This window comes from Paenibacillus silviterrae (genome assembly GCF_030167925.1).
In the GTDB taxonomy this organism is placed as follows: Bacteria; Bacillota; Bacilli; order Paenibacillales; family NBRC-103111; genus Paenibacillus_G; species Paenibacillus_G silviterrae.
In genome coordinates this window covers 1,611,364-1,632,942 of sequence record NZ_JASKUT010000001.1, presented here as the reverse complement: position 1 = coordinate 1,632,942, position 21,579 = coordinate 1,611,364, and the positions used below count along the sequence as shown (strand labels likewise).

The following is a 21,579-nucleotide window of genomic DNA, read 5'->3' as shown; positions in this document are numbered from 1 at the left end:
GAGACAAAAGAGACTATAATAGTCATCAGTACCAATTTATTTTTATGCAAACGTGTGCGTAATGATATTGCTCGATGACCGGGAGGGAAAGCCATGGAAGTCATGGATATGAAGATAGAACAGAAATACGAAAGGCTCGGAGAGATCCTTCGTTCTATGGATCGCGTGGTGGTAGCTTTTTCGGGAGGTGTGGATAGCGCATTCCTGCTGAAGGCGGCGCTGGAGTTTTTGGGGAAGGACCGTGTGCTGGCGATTACTGCGGATTCCGAGACGTATCCCGAACGCGAGAAGCATGAGGCCATTACGCTTGCGGCGGAGCTCGGGGCGAATCATGAAGTCATTCATACGAGCGAGCTGAATATTCCGGGCTATGCGGAAAATCCGACGAACCGGTGTTATTTTTGCAAAAACTCGCTTTTCGATCATTTGATTCCGATTGCTAAGGAGCGAGGTTACCAGCATGTCATCTTCGGTGCCATCGCCGATGATTTGGGAGACCACCGGCCCGGTCTTCAGGCTGCTCACGAGCAAGGGGTTCGGGCTCCTCTGCTTGAGGCGGGTATCAAGAAATCGGAAATTCGCCATTTGTCCAGACAGTTCGGTCTTCGCACTTGGGATAAGCCGAGCTTTGCCTGCCTTTCCTCACGGATTCCGTACGGAGAGCAGATTACGGCTCTGAAGCTGTCGATGATCGATCAGGCAGAGGATTTCCTAATCCAGCTTGGCTTCCGCCAGGTCCGGGTAAGACAGCATGAGAACCTTGCGCGTATTGAGGTGCCCGCTCAGGAAATCGCGGAGGTTGTAGCCGTTGCGGAAACAATCCATGCGAAGCTGAAGGAAATCGGATATGCCTACGTTACGCTTGATCTGAAGGGTTACCGTTCCGGAAGCTTGAATGAAGTGCTGCCGACAGAGGCGCTTGCTCGTAACTAAAGCGGAAATCGGAGGTTGTCAGGATGAGTCAGGAAAAGAAAAAAATATATATCTCCAGGCAAATCCCGCAAGAGGTGCTGGCTTACCTTGAGCAGCACCTGGAATGCCGGATGTGGGACGGCAGCGGGGCTGCCTCCCGGGCAGGATTGCTGGAACAGCTTGGTGATGTGGATGGATTGATCACGTCGGGCGGACCGATTGATCGAGAGCTTCTGAATCGCGCGCCGAAGCTGAAGGTGGTAAGCAACATTTCCGTCGGTTATAACAACTTCGACATTGAAGCGATGAAGGAGCGCGGGGTAATCGGCACCCATACGCCGTATGTGTTGGATAACACGGTAGCCGATCTGGTAATGGCTTTGATTTTATCTTCTGCGCGCCGGATTGCCGAGCTGGATCGATTCGTCAAGGACGGCAAGTGGCAGCGTGGCATCGGGCTGAATGAGGAATCCTTGTTCGGGCTGGATGTCCATCATGCAACTATTGGAATTATAGGGATGGGCCGCATTGGCGAAGCGATCGCCAAGAGGGCCGTACATGGTTTTGACATGAAGCTTCTTTACCACAACCGCAGCCGTCAGCAGGAGGCGGAAACCCGCTACGGAGCCCAATATCGTTCCTTGGAGGACCTGCTGAAGGAATCCGATTTCGTCGTGCTGATGACGCCGCTGACACCGGAAACCGTACATTTTATCCGTAAGGAGCATTTTGAGCTGATGAAGCCTACAGCGTTCTTCATCAATGCTTCCCGCGGTCAAACCGTGGACGAAAAGGCGTTGATCGAGGCGCTGCAGACGGGAACGATTCGCGGAGCGGGTCTCGACGTCTTCGATCCGGAGCCGCCAAGTCCGGATAACCCGTTACTGTCGATGCCGAATGTCGTCACACTTCCACACATTGGCTCGGCAACTTCGAAAACACGTGCGGATATGGCCATGGTGGCTGCTAAGAACATAGTTGCCGCGCTGAATGGTGAAATTCCGCCGAATGTAGTATCGGAATTGCGCGGCCTTCTGGGATGAACGGGATTCAGGTAGTAAAGGTAGGCGCTGCTGCGGCTTCGTTCGAGCTGCAGCACCTTGTGCGCGAAAGTACCTTCGAGGGTTATCGGCATATTCAGAGGCTGGCGGATGAGCTGGTCAGCGGTTCAAACCGGTTTGATGGTCCAGGGGAGGCGTTGTTTGCCGCTTACGTGAACGATCAACCGGTCGGAGTATGCGGATTAAATGCAGACCCTTACTCTGCGCAATCCGGAATCGGACGTGTTAGGAGAATGTATGTTCTTCCGGCCTACCGCCGTCAGGGTGTCGGTCGAATGCTGATAGAGGAGGTCCGGAGGGAAGCAGGTGCGCATTATCGTGTGCTGGTTCTTCGGACCGATACGAAGGCTGCGGCCGCCTTCTATGAGCGGCTGGGCTTTACGGGGGGAGATCGTTATGCGGGGGCTACGCATGATATGGAGTTAGGATAACGGCAGCGGCTTCTGCCATTATTGGGTGCTCACGCTTCCTATTAGCCGCTCAACATGGCATGCAGTGGCACTTTCGCCACTATTTCCGCGTTTTTACGCAATCTCGCTGCTTGCAATCGCATTACTGCCATTATTGGGTGCTCATGCGTCCCATCAGCCGCTCAACACGGCATGCAGTGGCACGCAGGACGTTACATTTACGAGGGTACGTAATAGTCAACTACAAAAGAAGGGCTGAACCGCGACGAAATGCCGCGGCTCAGCCCTTTTTATCATACTATCTTCTTACAAAATCGCCTTCAATAGCGGCAATGAGAGGGGAAGGCTCCCCGGCGTAGTAGAGCGTAAGCTCATGCAGCGCCCGGGTGCAGCCGACATACAGCAGCTTGGCGTCCACCGGCTCCGCAGGATAATTCTCTGTGTCCACATCCACCAGCAGGACGGAATCGAATTCCAAGCCCTTGGACATATACACCGGCAGCACGGATACGCCCCCTTCATATTGCTGCTGGCCAGGCAGGATAAGGTTCGTCGCGATGCCGAGCTTTTCAAGCTGCTTATGCAGCTCTCGGCAGCGTGCTTCGCTGCGGGCGAGGACCGCCAAGGTGCCGGTTTCACTTGCCCGCCGGTGTGCTTCCACCTTGCTTTTCAGCTGGAGCAGCAGCCCCTTGCCGTCCGCTTGGACCATCGCCACCGGCTCGCCGCTCCGAAACACAGGCACGGCTAACGCGGGCGGCTCCGCCATTCCGTTTCGCAGCACCTCATTGGCGAAATAGATGATCTCCATCGTCGAGCGGTAGCTGCGGTTTAACGTAAAGTACGCCGCTTGCTCGGCAGGAAACAAGGAGAGAAACTCCTGCCAATCATGGATGCCCTGATAAGCGTGAATCCCTTGCGACAAATCGCCGAGTATGGAAAACGAGCCGTTCTTCGTATGCCGCGACAGCAGGGAGATTTGAAATGGGGAGAAGTCCTGCGCTTCATCAATGACCGTGTGGTCAAAGCGCTGATCGCTGCCGATCCCGTGAAACCGCTGGCGTATATACATGAGTGGAGCCAGATCCTCCGGTTGAACCTGCTTCTTTTTCAAGTTGGCCGCGGTTTCTTCACGAATTGCTTCCGGAATACGTGCTGTAAGCTCGGACGTTAGGAAACCAACCTTGCCGTTAAACAGCTCTTTGTAAAACGTAACCGGCGTATAGTCCGTCCAGCTTTTGCCGTATTCCCTTAGCTTGGCGGAGGATTTTTTCTTATATTCCTTGGCCAGGTGAGAGCCGCGAAGCTTATCCAGCCCCATCTCAAGCCAACGCTTGACGCGTGCCAATACCCGATCGCGGCGCTTCATCAACGGTTCATGCTTATACTCCGTGTAATACCACTCTCGAATCGTAGCGGCGGTAAGTCGCACACCCTCCCACGGCTCGAAGTCGGCTGTCGGAACAGCCCGAAGCTCATAGGCAGCAAGCACCTCATCAAGCCAAGCCATAAAATGAACCGAGCCCTTAAAGCGGCCCGGTGCCGTATCATCCATAGGAGGGCGGTTCGTTCCCGAATCGAGCCAGTGGCGAAGCCGCTGCCCCGGATCGGCCAGCTTGACCTCATGCTCAAGAAGCTCCAGCGCCCAATCGGTAAAGGTCGTTTGCCGAATATGGCCGACACCCAGCTCCGGCAGAACGCCGGAAATGTAATCGAGGAACATTCGGTTCGGGGCGAATATTATCATGTTCTCTGCCTTCACCTGATCGCGGTACTGATAAAGAAGGAAGGCAAGCCGATGCAGGGCGACGGTTGTTTTTCCGCTTCCCGCGACCCCTTGAATGACAAGGGAGTGATTTTTGCCGGCACGAATGATCTGGTCCTGCTCGGCCTGGATGGTGGACACAATGTCCCGCAGCCGATTGTCCTTGTTCTCTCCGAGCCGGTACAGCAGAAATTCGTCCGTTACCGCCATCGCATCCCCCGCACGATCGAACGTATCGACGACACGCTGCAGCAGCTGCTTGCGGATCACGAGGTTGCGCTTCAAATAAACAAGCCCCTCGATCACACCCTCGGGCGACTCATAGCCGGCTTTCTCCAACCCTCCGGTGAAGGAATAGAATAAGCTCGCCACCGGGGCGCGCCAATCGACGACCATGAGTTCCGGGCTGTCGGCCTTCTCCACACCGAATTTACCGATGTAGAGAGGGGTCGGCTCCGGTTTGCCCTCCTCCTGAAAGTCCAGCCTTCCGAAATAAGGCTCCGGCTTTGCGTGCTTCAGGTTATAGCGCTTGTTCTCGCGAATCGACTCCAGCACCTGCTCCGTTGCGTCATGACCGGTGTATACCGGGATGTTCTCGAGATAAGCGAGCTGCTGCTCCATCTCCTGAATTGTTTGTGTAAGCCGTTCGTACTCTTGATCAAAGGTTGTTCGAGTGTCCGCTTCCAAGCTTATACCTCCGTTCGTAGGGAATATTACCCAATTTAGACAGGAGATATACTATAGCATAACTTTGCGCGCTCATGCAATCGTTTTCTTACGAAGAATCCTTCTGAGTTTTTCCCACTGCCCTCAGCATGAAAAAAGAGAGCGCCATAATCGTGATAGTCCAATAGGCGGCAGGGGGAAGCTGCCCGGATTCGACGGCTTGATAAATGGCGGTCGGCAAGGTCTGGGTCTGGCCGGGGATACTTCCGGCGACCATAAACGTTGCTCCGAATTCACCCAGGCTTCGGGCGAAGCCCATCAGGAAGGCGGAGGCCAGGGCATTTTTGCATAAAGGAAGAGTAATGTAGCGGAGCACCTGCCATTCGTTCGCGCCGATCGATCGCGCAGAGGCTTCCAGCTCTTGATCCACGGAGGCAAAGCCGGTTTTGGCCGTTTGATATACTAAAGGAAAAGACATGACCACGGCGGCGATAACGGCGGCCCACCAGGTAAACACGAGCGTATGACCCAGCGCCCATTCCGCGAACCGGCCGATTATGCTCTGCCGTCCCACAAGAAGCAGCAGAAGAAACCCGACCACCGTCGGTGGAAGCACCAAGGGGAGCAAGAAGAGCGTATCCAGGAGCGACTTCCCCCGTAAACGGGACCGGGTCATTCCCCATGCGGCCAGGACGCCTAGAAGGAAGACGAGAAGAGAAGCGACGGCGGATATTTTAACGGACAGCCAGACAGGGGACAACCAACCGTTCCAGGTTAATGGTGACATCAGATTATGGGCGGGCAGGGATCGAAAAGCCGTATTTCACGAAAATGTCCTCCGACCGCTTCTCCTGTAAAAATTGATAAAAGTTTTCCGCTTCCTTCGGATGCTTCGTCGCTTTGACGATCCCGGCGGGATATTCGATGGGCTTATGACTTTGGGAGCTGACGGTAAAAGCCGTCTTCACCTTGTTAGAGGTAAGGGCGTCCGTTTTGTAGACAATGCCGGCATCCACATTGCCGGATTCGACGTAAGTCAATACCTGGCGTACGTCTTTGGCGGGTACGAGCTTCGACTGAACAGCCGTCCAGAGCTGATAGTAAGACAACGATTCCTTGGCATAGCTGCCTGCAGGGACGGTTTCCGGGTCAGCGATGGAAAGCTTGGTGACGGAAGGGTTCGTTAGGTCCTGCAAGCCGGTTAGCGATGGACTTGTCTTCGCGGTCGGTACGATAACGACCAGCTCGTTCGAGAGCAAATTTTTCTGCTTTGCAGGCTCGATGAGCTGCCGATCGACCAGCTCCTTCAGCTGCTTCGAGCCGGCGGAAAGAAACAGGTCAGCAGGAGCGCCCTGCTCTATCTGCTTCTGTAGAGCCCCGGAGGAGCCGAAATTGAACGTGAGCTTGACCGATGGGTTCTCGGCTTCATACAGCTTTTGAATTTCCTGCAGACTGTCCGTCAAGCTGGCGGCGGCAGAGATGGTAAGCTGCACGGGCGTTCCGGAGGCAGAGGGTCCACAGGCGGAGACCAGTGCGGATAAGCTGAGAATAATGGAAAAAAGCATGTTTTTGCGACGCATGGCAGGTTCCTCCAGCAATGGAATAAGGGTTATTTTACCACAGAATGAGTATGGTAGGATATATCTAATTATAATTAGTTATATTTAGATATAATCAAATAGGACAATACTCCAAAAAACGCTACTCTGCCAGCGAAAACAGATTATGCTATAATAGCTTAGCAAGCTTTGACCCGAGAGAAAGAAGGTATCGAACTTGAGCCAAGGGGAGTCATACACGACGGAGGAGCTGGCGAAGCTGCTTCGCATCTCCAAGCTGACGGTGTACGATCTGATTAAACGAGGCGAACTGCCCGCTTATCGCGTAGGACGCCAAATGCGGGTGGATGCCGTCGATTTGGAGGCCTATAAGGCACGGGCCAAGGGAGGGCGGAGCGCGGGAATCCCTGCTGCCGTACACCAGGAGCAAAGCACCAGATCGATCGTCATTACCGGACAGGACATGAGCCTGGATTTGTTATGCCGTCAAATCGAGAAGAAAGACCGGCGGTTTAGGCCGCTGCGGTCCTATGCGAGCAGCATGGACAGCTTGATCTCCTTGTATCAGGGACAGGCCGATATTGTAAGCTGCCATCTGCTGGACGGCGATACCGGGGAGTATAACCTTCCCTATGTACGGAGACTGCTGGTAGGGCATTCTTACGCGGTGATTCATATGCTTTCGCGTTATGCCGGGCTGTATGTAGCCAAGGGAAACCCCAAAGGCGTGCGCTCCTGGAAGGATCTCGGGCGTCAAGGGCTTCGGATCGTGAACCGGGAAAAGGGCTCCGGTGCCCGCGTATTGCTGGACGAGCAGCTTCGGCTGCATGGCATCCCTGCTTCCGATGTGCTCGGTTATGAATCGGAAGAGACGAACCATCTCGGCGTTGCCGGCCAAGTCGCTACAGGCCGCGCCGATGTCGGGGTAGGAATGGAGAAGGCCGCCGCGCTCGTGGGCGTTGATTTCGTCCCGCTTATCAAGGAGCGATACGATCTGGTTGTACTGAAGACGGAAACCGGGCGCGAGCTGATCGAGCTGGTCCGCGGCGTACTGCTTCAGGAGGATTGGCAAAGGGAGCTTCGGTCCGTACAGGGCTATGATTTGACCGACACCGGGAAGATCCTATATGAAACGTAGTTTGCGGGAGAGAAGGAACGGATGAAAACGTTAGTTATTGCCGAAAAGCCGGACATGGGACGCAACATCGCTGCGGCGATCGAGCCCCGTGCGAAGAACCATCGGACGTACATCGAAGGGGAGTCCTATATCATCACATGGGCGATCGGGCATCTGATCGGTCTTGCCGAGCCGGACGCATATGACCCCAAGTATAAAAAATGGAGCTTCGGCGATTTGCCGATTGTGCCCACGGAGTTTAAGCTGATCCCGAATGCGAGGACCAAGGATCAGCTGAAGGTAATCGGGGAGCTGGCGGGCCGGAGCTCGGCTTTGATTAACGCCTGCGATGCCGGGCGCGAGGGGCAGCATATTTTTGCGCTCATTCAGCGTTACTTGAAGCTTCGCCAGCCGGTGAAGCGGCTGTGGATTTCCGATCTGACGCCGGAGACGATCCGCAAGGGCTTCGCCGAGCTGAGGGAAGGCTCGGACTTTGACAACCTGACGCGGGCGGCAAGAGTTCGCAGTGAAGCGGACTGGCTGATCGGGATGAACGGGTCGAGGGCTTTTACGACCAAGCATAATGAGCTTCTGTCCGTCGGACGGGTGCAGACACCTGTGCTTGCTTTGCTATATGACCGGCAGCGGGAGATTGAAGCTTTCGACTCTGCGAAATATTACGAGGTGGAGGCGTGGTTCAGCCAAGGGGATACGCTTTATCGCGGGATGTGGCAGGGCGATCGGCTGAACGACGCGGAGAAGGCTAAAGCGATAGCGGCGAAGGTTTCCGGGAAGCCGGGGCGTATCGAGAGCTATGAGGTAAAGGATACGAAGGAGTATCCGTTCAAGCTTTATGACTTGACGCTGCTGCAGCGGGAGGCGAATGCCAAGTTCGGGTATTCCGCGAAGAAAACACTGGATTTGGCCCAAGCGTTATATGAGAAGCACAAGGTCATCAGCTACCCGCGGACGAACTCCAACTATGTGAACGAGCAGAACATACCGGAAATGCACCGCGCTTTGGATCAGCTGGGGAAGACGGGATATGCGGAGCTTGTGCGGCAGGCCGACAAAAAGCTGGTACACAAAGGCAATAAGGCGGTTTGCAACCCTGCCAAGGTCGAGGATCACCATGCCATTCTGCCGACGCATAAAGTGGCGGGCGGCCTGAGCCCCGAGGAGCAAAAGCTGTATGATTTGATCGTGCGGCGGTTCTTGTCGCACTTTTACCCGGCGGCGCAGTATAAGGTACACACCGTGCTGACGGAGGCTGAAGGCGAGCGCTTCAAGAGCATGGTGAAGCAGCTGCTGTCTTTGGGCTGGAAGGTCATCTATGCCGACCAGCAGAAGGAGAAGTCGTCCAAGAGCAAAGCGAAGGCGGAGAAGGACGATGAGGACGACTCGGCGGAGGAGGAGATTCAGACGCCGTTCTCGCTGGACGCTTCGCAGGGCGTGCTCTGTAAGGAGAGCACCGCCAAAGAGAAGGAGACGCAGCCGCCGAAGCCGTACACGGAAGGCACGCTGCTGAAGGCGATGGAGAGCGCGGGCAAGCAGATCGAGGACGAGGAGCTGCGCGACGCGATGAAGGATTCCGGGCTCGGCACTCCGGCGACGCGGGCTTCGATCATCGAGCGGCTGAAGCAGGTCGGCTACGTCGTCATGCAGGGCAAGCGGATCGCGATCACGCAGAAGGGCCGCACGGCCGTGGAGCTGATCCGCGGCGCCGGCGTCGAACTGCTGACCTCGCCGGAGATGACCGGGCACTGGGAGCGCCGCTTGAACGAGATCGCCCGCGGCGCGGCCTCGGACGAGACGTTCATGCTGAACGTCAAGAAGTTCGCCGCCCTGATCGTAGAGAAGGTGCGGGTGCAGTCGCGCGCGGCGAAGACCGCGTTCGAGGCGCCGCCGGCGCCGGAGGGCCGCGCGAAGCGGAGCGCCGGCGGCAAGCGGGCGGCCGCAGCGGCGAGCGAGAGCGCAGCGGCGGAAGCGCCGCCGAAGCGCAAGCGGGCAAGCGCCGCAGCGAAGCGCGAGGCCGCAGGCGGCGCGGCGGAGGCGGCTGCTGCAGCGGCGGTGCAGGCTGCGCCGCCGGCGCTGGAGCCTCTCGGCGCGTGCCCTAGGCCGGGCTGCCGCGGGCGCATCATCACCGGCAAGCGGGGCTACGGCTGCAGCGAGTATAAGAGCGGCTGCGGCTTCGTCATCTGGAAGGACAGCTTCGGCGCGTCCTTAACGGTGACGGCTGTCCGCTACCTGCTGGAGCACGGCCGAACGGCCTCCATGCGGCTGACGAACATAGACGGTCAGGCGGTGGAGGCACGTATTGTGCTTAGCGATCCCAGCACCGGGAAGCTGACGTTGGAGCCGGTATCAACTTAAATTGAAGGAGGTAGCTACTTACATGAAATTACAGCCGACGGAAATCCCGGTTCCTTATGTTCGCGCCAATCAGGCCGGTATGGTAATCATCATTATCCTTGCGATAGTTTTACAGCAGCCTGTCTTGATCCTCGCGCTTTGGGCCATCCAGCTTATCAGTTTGTGGCAGGGAATCCGCAGCAATTTGATCGTTCAATTGGCGGCTCCCTTCCTGCGCAGCCGTATTGCCGGCGCGCCGACAGAAGCACGAGAGCTTCAGCGCTTTAACGGGGCGATCGCGGTAATACTGCTCACCATCGCCAACGTTTGCTTCTGGTACGACGAAAGCAGCGTTTGGGGCTATGTTGCCGCCGGGATGGTCGCCTTGGCAGCGTTCATCGCGCTTTGCGGATTTTGCGTAGGGTGCTTCCTGTATTATCAGTTTAAGCGGCTGCGACGCCGATAAGGTTATCCCGCGAACTAAGCGGGAATTCCTGCATATTCAGTGCTCAGGGCCTCCCTAGGGCGATCAAAAAAAGCGGACGAATCGCAATGACGCGATTCGTCCGCTTTTCCTTATTTCCTCAGCTTCCGCATCCAGCGGTGCTTGAACCGCTTGCGGCTGCCCGGCTTGGCCCAGTCGCCGGGCTTGGACAGGGCGTCCATCATGTGGCCGATCTCTATAGCGGACAGTCCGGCCTGCTGCTTCAGCTTCGTGCACAGGATGCGTCCGGGGACACTCGCCCCGACCAGCACCAGATCGATTCGGGACTTGTTCCGCTTCAGCTTCCGTATGACGGAGTTTACCTCCCCATAACCGTCCATGCCCACGGTAAGGACGACCTTCAGCCCGCGGCGCCGCAGCTGCCTCGCGGCATCAGGAGACGCCCGGCCTACCAGCGCTACGCGATTCTCCCGTATCAGGCGGTGCAGGTAACCTTTTTCATACAGCTGATCATTGAGGAAGGAATCGGCAATCCGCGGAGGCTTCCAGCCCGAGCGTGTCATAAAGGCACGTAAATAAGTAATGCTCACTTTATAATGAGAGACCCCAACAATATTCGCGCCTCTGACGGCCTGCTCAAGGTCGTGCTGGAGCTTCTTCGAGGGAGGGAGCTTAACGCCGAGAAATCGCGATACATAATATAGCGACCGCACATTGCGGCGGGCCAGAAGCTTCGCCATCACATCGCCCAGGCGAATAACGGAGACCGGATGCTTGCGTCGCACGGCGGCGGACACATAACGATACACATAACGCGGACCGACGGTTTTGCGACCATAACCGCGCTCGATGACTTTCACACGCTGTTTCGCGTTCAGCATCATTCAACACTCCTTCATAGCAGCATGCTCCATGCATACTATGAGAGGGCAGGCTCATGGGTACATCTAAACTCTTCAATTCTATGAAAATGGGCGATCGTTTTACTTATTTTGGTATAACATAGAAAAATATAGTGACGAAATGACAGACGCTGCCAGCTAGAACGAACGTATGCCAGATGGCGTGATGGTAGGGGACGCGCCTCCATAAGTAGAAAAGGGTTCCAAACGTATAGAGCACCCCTCCCATGACGAGCCAGAACAGACCGCCCTGCGGAAGCTGCTCATAGAGCGGACGTATGGCAAAAAGAATCATCCAGCCCATCGCTATGTAAAACAGGGTAGAAAGCACAGGAAACCTTTTGACATAAAATAGCTTAAAGATGACCCCAATAAGCGCGAGTCCCCAAATCACAGCAAATAAACTCCAGCCCAGGGTGCCGTGCAGAGTAACTAACAAGAACGGAGTATAGGTACCTGCTATAAGCAGATAGATCGCCGCATGATCCATAATTTCAAACAGATCGATCCACTTGTCGGTTCGCGCGCTGTGCAGCAGGGTAGAGGAGACATACAGCAAAATCAAAGTAACCCCGAAGACGGTGCTGCTGACAATCCTCCACAGATCACCGATGTGCAGCGAGCTGATAAGCAGCGCTATCAGTGCGGCAACACTCAGCACAGCTCCAATCCCATGGCTGATGGCGTTTGCGCGTTCTTCCTTCCAAGCACGGTCCATTCATCATCATCCCCCTAGGTCGATTAAGCGTAATAGCTGGTGGTAGGTTTGCCCATTGCCGACCCGAATATACGAGCCCGCCATGCAGCATTTTCCTCCATTGTACGCCGACATTAGGGGAATGACCATTGATCAATATCACACCGAAGGGATGATAACTGTCACAAAGCCGGGGATCTCATGAGCCGGATAGCCCTTAAGCAGCCAATGCTCGGGCGTATCCCGAACTCCCTGTACTTGCAGCTTAAATCGAGAAGCAGGAAAGCTCTCACAGAGCAGCTCAAGCCGGTTCCCGTCCACTTTCTCCACCTCGGCCATTCCTTCCGTCGTTTCCTCCTCCTCCGTAATAATGGAAATTTTCACCTTATTGGTATCGACAGCAATTCTTTTGCTGCATTCGATCGTAACGCGGCAGCGGCTCCTGCGGGAGGCACGAAGCGGCAGCGGCGGATCCTCATACATGGAAAGTCCGATGTGGTATTCGTACGCTGTCCAGAAGCGATAGCCTTCCTCGCAGGAAGCTTCAGCAAATCGGCGCAGCCAGTCATTGCTTCGTCTCATCGGCTTCAAGGAACCGATATCGGTCTGCACGCCGATCGGGATCTCTTTGTGAAGCCTGCGAATTTGCTCGACAAACGGGCGATACCGCTTCACATAATCAGACGGCAGCCGTGAACGCATCCAATCGGGCCAATGCGTTTGAAGCACGTGCATATCCGGCCGGACAACGGAGATCATCTCCGCGGCATCGACCCCCTGCATTTCTTTCACGGCGGCGACGGGGTCGCGCCCCGCATCAACCGCCAAAGACCAAGTCGCGATTCGGATACGCGGGCGTCCGCTGCGAACGCCACCGGGCGCGTTGATCAGTTCATCCAGGAAATGATTGACGGCACGCACGCGAAAGGCGATCCATTGCTGGTATAAGGCCGGATCCTTCTTGTAATACCTGGGGGAGAGTCTGTTCACGAAATCGGGCGGCTCGGAGCCGGAATAGGCGCGGAAGGCCGCAACGGCCCAAGGGCCGATGTCCCCGTATACCCCGCTGGAGAATCCGTTCCACTCCGGGAAATACGGTTCCGCGATTTCGAGTCCGTCAAACGCATACTCTCGTACCATACGATGGAGCACTGTTTTTTTCCACTCCACATACGACCTGCTGAAATGAGAGAAACGGTAAAAACCATCGTTCACCGGCTTCAAAAGCGTCATCTGCCATGACTCCCAGCCCTTGGGCAGATGCTCGGTCGTGTAAGCTCCGTTCCCAAGCACCGTAGCCCACACCTTCATGCCCCGGCGATGGAAGGCATCCAGCAGGCGACCGTCCACCGTCGTCTCTTTCGTAACAAAATACCGTACCGTCCGGTAGCCGGCGAGCTCCAGCTCTGCCGCTACACTTTGCGCGGATCTGCCTTGGTAATAGGAGAAGGCGGGATCGAATTGAATCGTCGGTTCACAACGCGTTTCCTCCTTCCATGCCATCAAACATCAAGCCTCCGTTTCTCGTAAGCCGTATTACTAGCATCTATGTCGAATTCAATGAAATTAGAAGCAGTTCGGGATGTGACAGTTCTATACAGTCATGATAAAATGGAAGGATACGATCCTTACCTTGATTAAAGAAAGCGGTGCAGTTACGATGACCAAGGCAGTTCCCGTTCATATTTTAAGCGGATTCCTGGGAAGCGGCAAGACGACATTGCTTACCCGGGCGCTGGATTATTATAAGCTGCAAGACTTGAAGCCTGCGGTATTGATGAATGAGCTGGGCGACGTGAATTTGGACGGTATGCTCGTCGGGGACGAGGTGCCGATGACCGAGATGCTGGGCGGCTGTATCTGCTGCACGATTCGCGGCGATCTTGGACTGGAGCTGAAGGAGCTCATCGATGAGCACAAACCGGACGTTGTTTTCGTAGAATGCACGGGCGCTGCGAATCCGATCGAGATTCTCGATGGGGTTACGGATGCCTCGCTGCTGACCCAGCTGGAATTGAAATCGGTGATCACCGTAGTCGATGCTGCGCAATTCGCAGAGCGGGCCGAACGATCCAACGGCAAAACCTTCCGTCTTATGCAGGATCAGATCCGCTGTGCGACCCATTTGATCTTGAACAAAACTGATCTTGTCGAGCCCGATACATTGCAGTCTGTGGAAAAGCAGCTCCGTGAGCTGAATCCGGTGGCGCCTATTGAGGTGACGGTCAAAGCAGAGATTGACCTTTCCTTATTTCAACAGCTGGAGGGTTCCGTGTCCAGGACGCATCGCCATGCCGAGGGAGAAGCCTGCAGCTGCGGCGATCCGAGCCATCACGGGCATCACTCTCATACGGCTGCCCATCATTCCCATGAGCACGTGATGGTATATACCCATTATTTTGACCATCCGATTGACAGCGAGCGGTTTGAAGAGCTGATCGGACGATTGCCTCAAGAAATTTATCGGGCCAAGGGCATTCTTCGCTTTACGGATACGGTAAGCCCGTTCATGTTCCAATATGCCTATCGCGAGATGGACTTTTTGAAAATTACACCGAAAGAGGAGCTCCCGAGCGTTGCGGTGTTCATCGGCGAGCATTTCAATAAAGAGCAGCTGGTTGCCGAGCTGTCCAAGCTGTAACAAAATCGTGAAAGAGATGGGGTACTTATGGCGAAGCACGAGCATGACATAGAAGAAACGGTTCAAGATATGTTACAGGCGATGGCCGCTAAGGGCTGGAGAATCACGGATCAGCGCAAAAGCTTGGCCAAGCTGTTTGCCGAATCGGCCGGGTACTTGTCGCCCAAGGATGTATATGACTTCATGAAGGTAAAATATCCGGGCGTCAGCTTCGATACGGTCTACCGCAACCTTCGGCTGCTAAGCGAGATGGGCGTGCTGGAGCAATTTTATTTGAACGAGGGACTGAAGTTCCGTGCGAGATGTTTGTCGCACCATCATCATCATATGATCTGTCTCGGCTGCGAGAAGACCGTTACGTTCGAATTTTGTCCGATGAAGCATATCCCGGATCTCCCTTCGGATTTTCAGATTCAAAATCATCGCTTTGAAATTTTCGGTTACTGCAGCGAATGCACACCGCCAACGCCTTAATATCAAGCACCTTCCCAGTAGGGAAGGTTTTTTTCATACCGAGCATTTTTTTTCCAAAAAACAATTGACACCATTTGCCTAACGATGCTAATATACTGACATAAAACAAAGTAAACGCATCGGAATTAAATGAATGTGACCGGACCGCCGGAATGTGAGTACCGAGAGTGCTTTGTTGATCTAAAACCAACTAGACCAATGCGAATAGTTAATTAATAATCGAAGCGTCATCAACGATTTATAAGCAAACCTTATCGATTATTCAAATTTAGGTTAACTAAGGGGAGAGAAAAAGATGGGTATTCAAGCAGCGGGGTTTCAAGCATTCAAGAAATGGACTTTATTCGGCGCATTAACATTATCTTTGGTGGGACTGACTGCATGCGGCGGTACGGCCGCGAACAACGGTTCGGCACCGGCATCGACTGATAACAAATCGACCGCAGCGGCAAAGCCTTCCGTAGAACTGCTCAACGTATCGTACGATCCGACTCGTGAACTTTACCAGGAATTTAACAAGGCGTTCGCCGCTCACTGGAAAAGCAAAAACAATCAAACCGTAACCTTCAAGCAATCGCACGGCGGCTCAGGCAAGCAAGGACGCTCCGTCATCGACGGGCTGGAGGCCGATGTAGTAACATTGGCGCTATCTTATGATATTGACGCCATTGCCGACGCAGGCGTACTGCAGAAGGATTGGCAGAAGAAGCTGAAGGATAACAGCTCGCCTTACACATCGACCATTGTGTTCCTCGTCAAGAAAGGCAACCCGAAGGGAATCAAGGACTGGGACGATCTGGTGAAGCCGGGGGTGCAGGTGATTACTCCTAACCCGAAAACTTCAGGCGGCGCCCGCTGGAACTATGTTGCGGCTTGGGGCTACGCTTGGCAGAAGAACAACAAGGATGATGCGAAAGCGAAAGAATTCGTGAAGCAGCTCTTTAAGAACGTACCTGTGCTGGATTCCGGTGCCCGTGACTCGACAACGACCTTCGTGCAGCGCGGGATCGGCGATGTACTGATCGCTTGGGAGAATGAAGCGTTCCTGTCGATTAATGAATTCGGCAAAGACAAATTCGAGATCGTCGTGCCCTCCGTCAGTGTTCTTGCTGAGCCTCCGGTAGCTGTAGTCGATAAGACTGTAGATAAGAAAGGCACCCGTGAGGTAGCTCAAGGATACCTGGAATACTTGTACAGCGAGGAAGGCCAAAATATTGCGGCGAAAAACTACTACCGTCCGCGGCTGGAGTCGGTAGCGAAAAAATACGAAACCCAATTCCCTAAGCTGAATTTGTTTAAGATCGACGACGAGCCGTTTGGGGGATGGCAAAAAACACAAAAAACGCATTTCAGCGACGGCGGTGTGTTCGACCAAATTTATAAGCCTTAACTATCATCTGAGTGAGGAGATTCCGGCCGACCCGGGATCTCCGAACGTCTAGGAGAGAATGAGCAATGGGTAAAGCTTGGAAAGAGCGCAGTATTCTACCCGGATTCGGATTATCGATGGGTTTTACTGTCATGTATTTAAGTTTGATAGTCCTTTTTCCATTGTCCGCCATTTTTATCAAAACGTCGGGCATGACGTGGTCCGCCTTTTGGAACACCATACTCGATCCGCGTGTCATTTCATCCTATAAAATAAGCTTCGGGGCTTCCATAGGAGCCGCACTCGTAAATACCGTCTTCGGTTTCATTGTGGCATGGGTGCTTGTCCGCTATACCTTTCCAGGCAAACGCATCGTAGACGCACTCGTGGATTTACCCTTTGCACTGCCTACGGCGGTAGCGGGGATTGCCTTAACGACCATTTACTCTCAGAACGGGTGGGTAGGCAGCCTGCTGGAGCCGCACGGTATTAAAATTGCTTTTACCCCTCTTGGCATTACATTGGCGTTAACGTTTATCGGGATCCCGTTTGTAGTACGCACGCTCCAGCCGGTGATTGAAGAGCTGGAGAAGGAAGTGGAGGAGGCTGCCGTAAGCTTAGGCGCAGGACGCTGGAACACGTTCCGCAAGGTGATTTTCCCGGAGCTGCTTCCGCCTCTGTTAACCGGCTTCACTCTTGCCTTCGCCAGAGCCGTCGGGGAATACGGTTCGGTCGTCTTTATTTCCGGCAACATGCCGATGAAGACCGAGATCGCACCGTTGATGATTATGACTAAGCTGGAGCAATACGATTACACAGGTGCTACGGCAATTGCACTGGTCATGCTGACGATCTCTTTCCTTATGCTGCTTGTCATCAATTATTTGCAATGGCGCACGAATCGCCATGCAACGCAGACGTAGGGGGGAACCATCATGGCAGGATATGTTGCAACGACAGTCAAGAAAGGCTCTTCACTGGCCGAACGACCGAAACACATCACGGAGCCGGCGCTTGTCAAATGGCTGCTGATCACCGTAGCGGGATTATTTCTCGGGTTTCTGCTGATTCTCCCGCTTGTTTCCGTATTCGTCGAAGCCTTCCGCAAAGGGTATGAGGTATATTTGGCTGCCCTTGTCGATTCGGATGCGGCAGCGGCGATAAAGCTCACTTTAACGGTTGCAGCTATCGCGGTGCCGGCCAATCTGCTCTTCGGTCTGGCAGCGGCGTGGGCCATCACGAAATTTAAGTTCAAGGGCAAAAATTTACTCATCACGTTAATCGATCTGCCTTTCGCGGTTTCTCCGGTCATTTCAGGCTTGATTTATGTCCTCTTATTTGGGGCTAAGGGCTGGTTCGGACCCTGGCTTCAGGCGCACGATATCAAAATCATTTTCGCCCTGCCAGGCATTGTGCTGGCGACCGTTTTCGTCACTTTCCCGTTTGTTGCACGCGAATTAATTCCTTTGATGCAGGCGCAAGGCGTCCAAGAGGAGGAGGCGGCTGTGACGCTCGGCGCCAGCGGCTGGCGGATCTTCTGGAAGGTTACGCTGCCTAACATCAAATGGGGGTTGCTCTATGGCGTCATCTTGTGTAATGCCAGAGCCATGGGAGAGTTCGGAGCGGTTTCCGTCGTTTCGGGCCATATTCGGGGCTCAACCAATACGATGCCGCTGCACATTCAAATTTTGTACAACGAGTATAACTTTGCAGGTTCGTTCGCGATGGCGTCTCTATTAGTCCTGCTGGCTGTCATTACTCTGGCAGTCAAGAGCTTCATCGAGTGGAGACACCAATCGCAGCTGAGCAGGAAAGGGGAATAAAGAGATATGCATATCGTGGCCAAACACTTGACCAAAAGCTTTGGCAGCTTCCAAGCGACGAAGGATGTCAGCTTCGAGATTGAGAAAGGCAAACTGATCGGTCTGCTCGGACCCAGCGGCGGCGGCAAAACGACGATTCTCCGTATGCTGGCAGGCCTGGAGGAACCGGACGGCGGTGATATCCTGTTTCACGGCGAGAAGGTGAACAACAAGCCCCCCCGGGAGAGAGGCATCGGCTTTGTATTTCAGAACTATGCGTTATTTCGGCATATGAGCGTGTTTGATAATATCGCATTCGGGCTAACCGTACAGAAGCGCAGCAAACAGCAAATCAAAGACCGCGTTACGGAGCTCATCGAGCTGACCGGCCTCAAGGGGCTGGAGAAGCGTCTGCCTCACCAGCTGTCCGGAGGGCAGCGCCAGAGGGTCGCATTCGCTCGAGCAATTGCTCCGGAGCCGCAGCTGCTGCTGCTCGATGAACCGTTCGCCGCTATCGACGCCAAGGTGCGCAAGGAGCTCCGAACTTGGCTCAAGGACATGATTGACCGTGTGGGCATCACAACGATCTTCGTTACACATGATCAGGAGGAAGCCGTTGAGGTAGCGGACCAGATCATGATTATTCATCAAGGCCGTCTTGAGCAGCAAGGCTCCCCGATCGATATTTATCAGAAGCCTAGCACGCCATTTGTAGCAAGCTTCATCGGCGAGTCGACCCAGCTGAGCAATATTTCGCATTTGAAGGGGTTTGAAGCCGGGGATTTGGAGAATGGAAGAGCGATCATTAGGCCGGAGTTTATTGAAATCGGGCAGGGGAACGAAATTTCTTTCCCGTCCGCTGCGGAAACCGGCGTTGTGAAGAATACCTTTTTCCGCGGGAATCATTGGCAGATTGAGGTAGAATTGGGCGGAGACCGCCTGTTCGCTTATCGCTCCTTGGAGCTGCCGGTAATCGAATCCGGCGAGCAGGTACATGTTCTCATTCATCGATTGTATTTATTTAATGAAACGAGCAGCACGACACTAGAGAATAGCTTGAAGATTGATCCGCTGCCTGTTCATATTTAACATGAGGGAAAGGAAGAGTTGTCTATGGAGCATCACATCACGATTCGAAGCGGAGGAGCTGATCTGGCGGCAACTCTTCATTATCCTTCCGCAGGGGTGACGGAAGATCAAGCGTCGCCGAATAACGGGCGGTACCCGGTCATTATTATCGCCCATGGCTTCGTGGGCAGCCGCGTCGGGGTGGACCGGCTGTTCGTGAAAGCCGCCAGAGAGTTCAGCCGCGCCGGCTACATGGTGCTGCGGTTCGATTACGGAGGCTGCGGGGAGAGCACGGGAGACTATGGCTCGGGTGGTTTGGACCAGCTGATCGATCAAACCCGGTATGTCATCGATTACGTCTATGACCTGGATTGCATCGACCCGCAGCGGATCATTCTACTCGGACATAGTCTCGGAGGTGCGGTCTCGATTCTGACAGCGGCGCGTGACAAGCGGGTGAAAACGCTGATTCTCTGGTCAGCGGTGGCTCATCCATTTACGGATATCGTAAACATTACCTCCCGCGAAGTGTATGACGAGGCGATTCAGCACGGTTCGGCCGACTACTTAGGGTATCAGTTTACACCGGACTTCTTCGAGTCGTTATCCAAGCACCAGCCCCTTGAGCAGACGCGCAAGTGCAGCGGCGACGTGCTGCTCGTGCACGGCACGAGCGACGAGACGATCCCGGTGGATTATTGCTTCTTATACCAGAAGCTGTTCTGGATGAGATCTCAAGGGACCTGCGATAAAGAGATCATCTTTCAGGCGAATCATACTTATTCAACGGCCAGGGCGAAGGAAGAGCTCTTCCGGACAACGAAGGATTGGCTGCTCTCGTTGGAGCGGCGCAAGAAGGAATGGAACGACTGGATTATTTAATCCAAGGTCGTTATTTTTAAACATTAAATACCAAGTAAACACATGGGATATTAGTGAAATATACAACCGGGAGGGTGTTCACGTATGGCAAAGCCGCTGGATATTGATGAGGTATGGAGCAAGCGCATCCTGCAAAGTGTTAACGGTTTGGAATATGGAACCGTACAAATTATCGTTCATGACGGCAGAATCGTACAAATCGAGCGCACGGAGCGCAAGCGGTTTGACAGTGAGCATCAGGCTCGCCAGAACGCAGTGGTACGCAATGTAACGGAAACGAAGCAGCAGCGTACCCATCCATAGTACAATCGCAGTCTACCGGATCACCGGAGACTTCCTTTACCTAGAGAGCAGGGCCAACATCGGAACTGATCCCAAGTGTAAGGGAGGTCTCTTTTTTTCTTCAAATCACAATAGAGGAGAGGTATTACTGTGGCAAAGGTTGCGATAATTTCGGGGAGCCCATCGGAAACGTCTCGTCTCAATGGTGTATTGGAACTGGTATCGGAGGTCATTGCCTCGAATGGTCACGAGATCGAGTGGGTGCATGTGAGACAGCTGCCTGCGGAGGACCTAATGTTTACCAAGTTCGACAGCCCGGCCATTCTTGCCGCGAACCGGATCGTGGAGCATGCGGATGCTTTAGTCATAGCAACGCCGAACTACAAGGCCTCCTATACCGGAGTGCTCCAAACGTATTTGGACCTCGTTCCGCCCAAGAGCCTGGAAGGGAAAACGATTCTTCCGGTTGCCATAGGCGGCATGGCAGCCCATTTGTTAGCAATCGACCGCGCCCTTAAGCCGGTTCTGTCCGTTCATGGTGCCCGATACCACCATTGGAACGGAGTCTATGCCCTTGATTCGCAGGTGCAGCGTATAGACAACAATAAGTTCGAGCTCGATGAGGAGCTGGTACAGCGGATCAAGACAGCCGTACAGGAATATACACAGGAAGTGAAAGCAAGAGAGGGATTCATCGGTACTGAAGGAGCTGCACTTGCACTTTCAGGAGAACGACACAGTGGAAATGCCGATATCGCTTGCCAGACCGCGAGAAGAGGCTAGCGGCTTCTTGCTATGAGAAGCAGATCTTGGATCGCACTTATTCGATAGAAGGAGATGGTTCCATTGATCGCACGGACACAGCTGCAGGCACATGAAGAGCTATGGCATTTGCCGGATTATCAATTCGTTACCCACTGCTTCGAGGTTTATGGCTTGAACCGGGGTATCTACAACACGATGGATGAATGGCTATACCGCTTCGGCATCCGGGAGATTGTGCAAAGAAGACAAACCATTGCTGCCTTCCTGTCCTCACCGCATTTGCAGGAACGGGGGAATGGACGTCATTTGAAATTCGGGAAGGGGGGCTTAACCAAGCAGCTGTACGACTTTGTACAAAGCTCCCGATAAGAAAATGAGGCTGACCCTGGGAATTTGTCGCTACAGGGTCAACC

22 protein-coding genes are annotated in these 21,579 nt (G+C 54.1%); 16 read left to right on the top strand and 6 right to left on the bottom strand.

Going from position 1 to position 21,579, the window contains the following annotated elements; translation table 11 throughout:
• The first annotated feature begins 93 nt into the window (after positions 1-93).
• The 3 genes from larE to QMO62_RS07040 are packed head-to-tail and all read left to right on the top strand — an operon-like array spanning position 94 to position 2,404.
• A complete protein-coding gene (larE, locus tag QMO62_RS07050; protein ID WP_284639747.1) occupies positions 94-933 on the top strand; it encodes an ATP-dependent sacrificial sulfur transferase LarE in 840 nt (279 codons plus the stop codon).
• Between the two features lie 23 nt (positions 934-956).
• Positions 957-1,955 carry a 2-hydroxyacid dehydrogenase gene (locus QMO62_RS07045; protein WP_284639745.1) on the top strand — a complete coding sequence of 333 codons (999 nt, stop codon included), beginning with the start codon at positions 957-959 and terminating at the stop codon, positions 1,953-1,955.
• Positions 1,952-2,404 carry a GNAT family N-acetyltransferase gene (locus tag QMO62_RS07040; RefSeq protein WP_284639743.1) on the top strand — a complete coding sequence of 151 codons (453 nt, stop codon included), beginning with the start codon at positions 1,952-1,954 and terminating at the stop codon, positions 2,402-2,404. The genes QMO62_RS07045 and QMO62_RS07040 overlap by 4 nt, the downstream gene beginning before the upstream one ends.
• A gap of 277 nt (positions 2,405-2,681) precedes the next feature.
• Here the strand turns inward: QMO62_RS07040 and QMO62_RS07035 are convergent, their stop codons facing one another.
• The 3 genes from QMO62_RS07035 to modA form a co-directional block, all read right to left on the bottom strand.
• On the bottom strand, positions 2,682-4,832 hold the full coding sequence (locus QMO62_RS07035; protein ID WP_284639741.1) for a HelD family protein: 2,151 nt from the start codon (positions 4,830-4,832) through the stop codon (positions 2,682-2,684).
• 88 nt (positions 4,833-4,920) lie between these two features.
• The gene (modB, locus tag QMO62_RS07030) at positions 4,921-5,598 is read right to left on the bottom strand and encodes a molybdate ABC transporter permease subunit (protein WP_284639739.1); all 678 of its coding nucleotides are present in this window, start codon (positions 5,596-5,598) and stop codon (positions 4,921-4,923) included.
• 4 nt (positions 5,599-5,602) lie between these two features.
• On the bottom strand, positions 5,603-6,391 hold the full coding sequence (gene modA, locus QMO62_RS07025) for a molybdate ABC transporter substrate-binding protein (RefSeq protein ID WP_284639737.1): 789 nt from the start codon (positions 6,389-6,391) through the stop codon (positions 5,603-5,605).
• A gap of 196 nt (positions 6,392-6,587) precedes the next feature.
• On the opposite strand from modA, the gene QMO62_RS07020 reads away from it, so the two are divergent.
• From QMO62_RS07020 to QMO62_RS07010, 3 genes are read left to right on the top strand one after another with little or no spacing between them, the layout of a single operon-like run.
• Positions 6,588-7,508: a substrate-binding domain-containing protein gene (locus QMO62_RS07020; protein WP_284639736.1), complete on the top strand. Its 921-nt coding sequence runs from the start codon at positions 6,588-6,590 to the stop codon at positions 7,506-7,508.
• 21 nt (positions 7,509-7,529) lie between these two features.
• Positions 7,530-9,860 (top strand): DNA topoisomerase 3, encoded by a 2,331-nt coding sequence (locus tag QMO62_RS07015; protein WP_284639734.1) that lies wholly within the window; start codon positions 7,530-7,532, stop codon positions 9,858-9,860.
• Positions 9,861-9,882: 22 nt separating this feature from the next.
• Entirely contained in the window at positions 9,883-10,305 is a 423-nt protein-coding gene (locus tag QMO62_RS07010) for a DUF4395 domain-containing protein (protein WP_284639732.1), read from the top strand.
• Positions 10,306-10,415: 110 nt separating this feature from the next.
• On the opposite strand, the gene QMO62_RS07005 is transcribed toward QMO62_RS07010, so the two are convergent.
• The 3 genes from QMO62_RS07005 to QMO62_RS06995 form a co-directional block, all read right to left on the bottom strand.
• On the bottom strand, positions 10,416-11,165 hold the full coding sequence (locus QMO62_RS07005) for a GT-D fold domain-containing protein (RefSeq protein WP_284639730.1): 750 nt from the start codon (positions 11,163-11,165) through the stop codon (positions 10,416-10,418).
• 106 nt (positions 11,166-11,271) lie between these two features.
• Complete coding sequence (gene trhA, locus QMO62_RS07000) at positions 11,272-11,904, bottom strand: PAQR family membrane homeostasis protein TrhA (protein WP_284639728.1); 633 nt, start codon at positions 11,902-11,904, stop codon at positions 11,272-11,274.
• A 138-nt stretch (positions 11,905-12,042) separates the two neighbouring features.
• Positions 12,043-13,386 carry an N-acyl-D-glucosamine 2-epimerase gene (locus QMO62_RS06995; RefSeq protein WP_284644880.1) on the bottom strand — a complete coding sequence of 448 codons (1,344 nt, stop codon included), beginning with the start codon at positions 13,384-13,386 and terminating at the stop codon, positions 12,043-12,045.
• A gap of 157 nt (positions 13,387-13,543) precedes the next feature.
• On the opposite strand from QMO62_RS06995, the gene QMO62_RS06990 reads away from it, so the two are divergent.
• From QMO62_RS06990 to QMO62_RS06945, 10 genes are all read left to right on the top strand, one after another.
• Positions 13,544-14,524 (top strand): CobW family GTP-binding protein, encoded by a 981-nt coding sequence (locus tag QMO62_RS06990; protein ID WP_284644879.1) that lies wholly within the window; start codon positions 13,544-13,546, stop codon positions 14,522-14,524.
• Positions 14,525-14,551: 27 nt separating this feature from the next.
• Positions 14,552-14,998, top strand: coding sequence for a Fur family transcriptional regulator (locus QMO62_RS06985; protein WP_284639726.1), 447 nt, complete (start codon positions 14,552-14,554; stop codon positions 14,996-14,998).
• A 295-nt stretch (positions 14,999-15,293) separates the two neighbouring features.
• On the top strand, positions 15,294-16,388 hold the full coding sequence (locus tag QMO62_RS06980; protein WP_284639725.1) for a sulfate ABC transporter substrate-binding protein: 1,095 nt from the start codon (positions 15,294-15,296) through the stop codon (positions 16,386-16,388).
• A gap of 65 nt (positions 16,389-16,453) precedes the next feature.
• On the top strand, positions 16,454-17,290 hold the full coding sequence (gene cysT, locus QMO62_RS06975; protein ID WP_284639723.1) for a sulfate ABC transporter permease subunit CysT: 837 nt from the start codon (positions 16,454-16,456) through the stop codon (positions 17,288-17,290).
• A gap of 12 nt (positions 17,291-17,302) precedes the next feature.
• Complete coding sequence (cysW, locus tag QMO62_RS06970) at positions 17,303-18,190, top strand: sulfate ABC transporter permease subunit CysW (RefSeq protein ID WP_284639721.1); 888 nt, start codon at positions 17,303-17,305, stop codon at positions 18,188-18,190.
• Between the two features lie 6 nt (positions 18,191-18,196).
• Positions 18,197-19,258, top strand: coding sequence for a sulfate/molybdate ABC transporter ATP-binding protein (locus QMO62_RS06965; RefSeq protein ID WP_284639719.1), 1,062 nt, complete (start codon positions 18,197-18,199; stop codon positions 19,256-19,258).
• Positions 19,259-19,282: 24 nt separating this feature from the next.
• Entirely contained in the window at positions 19,283-20,119 is an 837-nt protein-coding gene (locus tag QMO62_RS06960; RefSeq protein ID WP_284639718.1) for an alpha/beta hydrolase family protein, read from the top strand.
• 84 nt (positions 20,120-20,203) lie between these two features.
• The gene (locus tag QMO62_RS06955) at positions 20,204-20,422 is read left to right on the top strand and encodes a YezD family protein (RefSeq protein ID WP_284639717.1); all 219 of its coding nucleotides are present in this window, start codon (positions 20,204-20,206) and stop codon (positions 20,420-20,422) included.
• A gap of 129 nt (positions 20,423-20,551) precedes the next feature.
• Entirely contained in the window at positions 20,552-21,184 is a 633-nt protein-coding gene (gene ssuE, locus QMO62_RS06950; RefSeq protein WP_284639715.1) for an NADPH-dependent FMN reductase, read from the top strand.
• 63 nt (positions 21,185-21,247) lie between these two features.
• On the top strand, positions 21,248-21,535 hold the full coding sequence (locus QMO62_RS06945; protein WP_284639713.1) for an RNA-binding protein: 288 nt from the start codon (positions 21,248-21,250) through the stop codon (positions 21,533-21,535).
• Positions 21,536-21,579 lie beyond the last annotated feature (44 nt).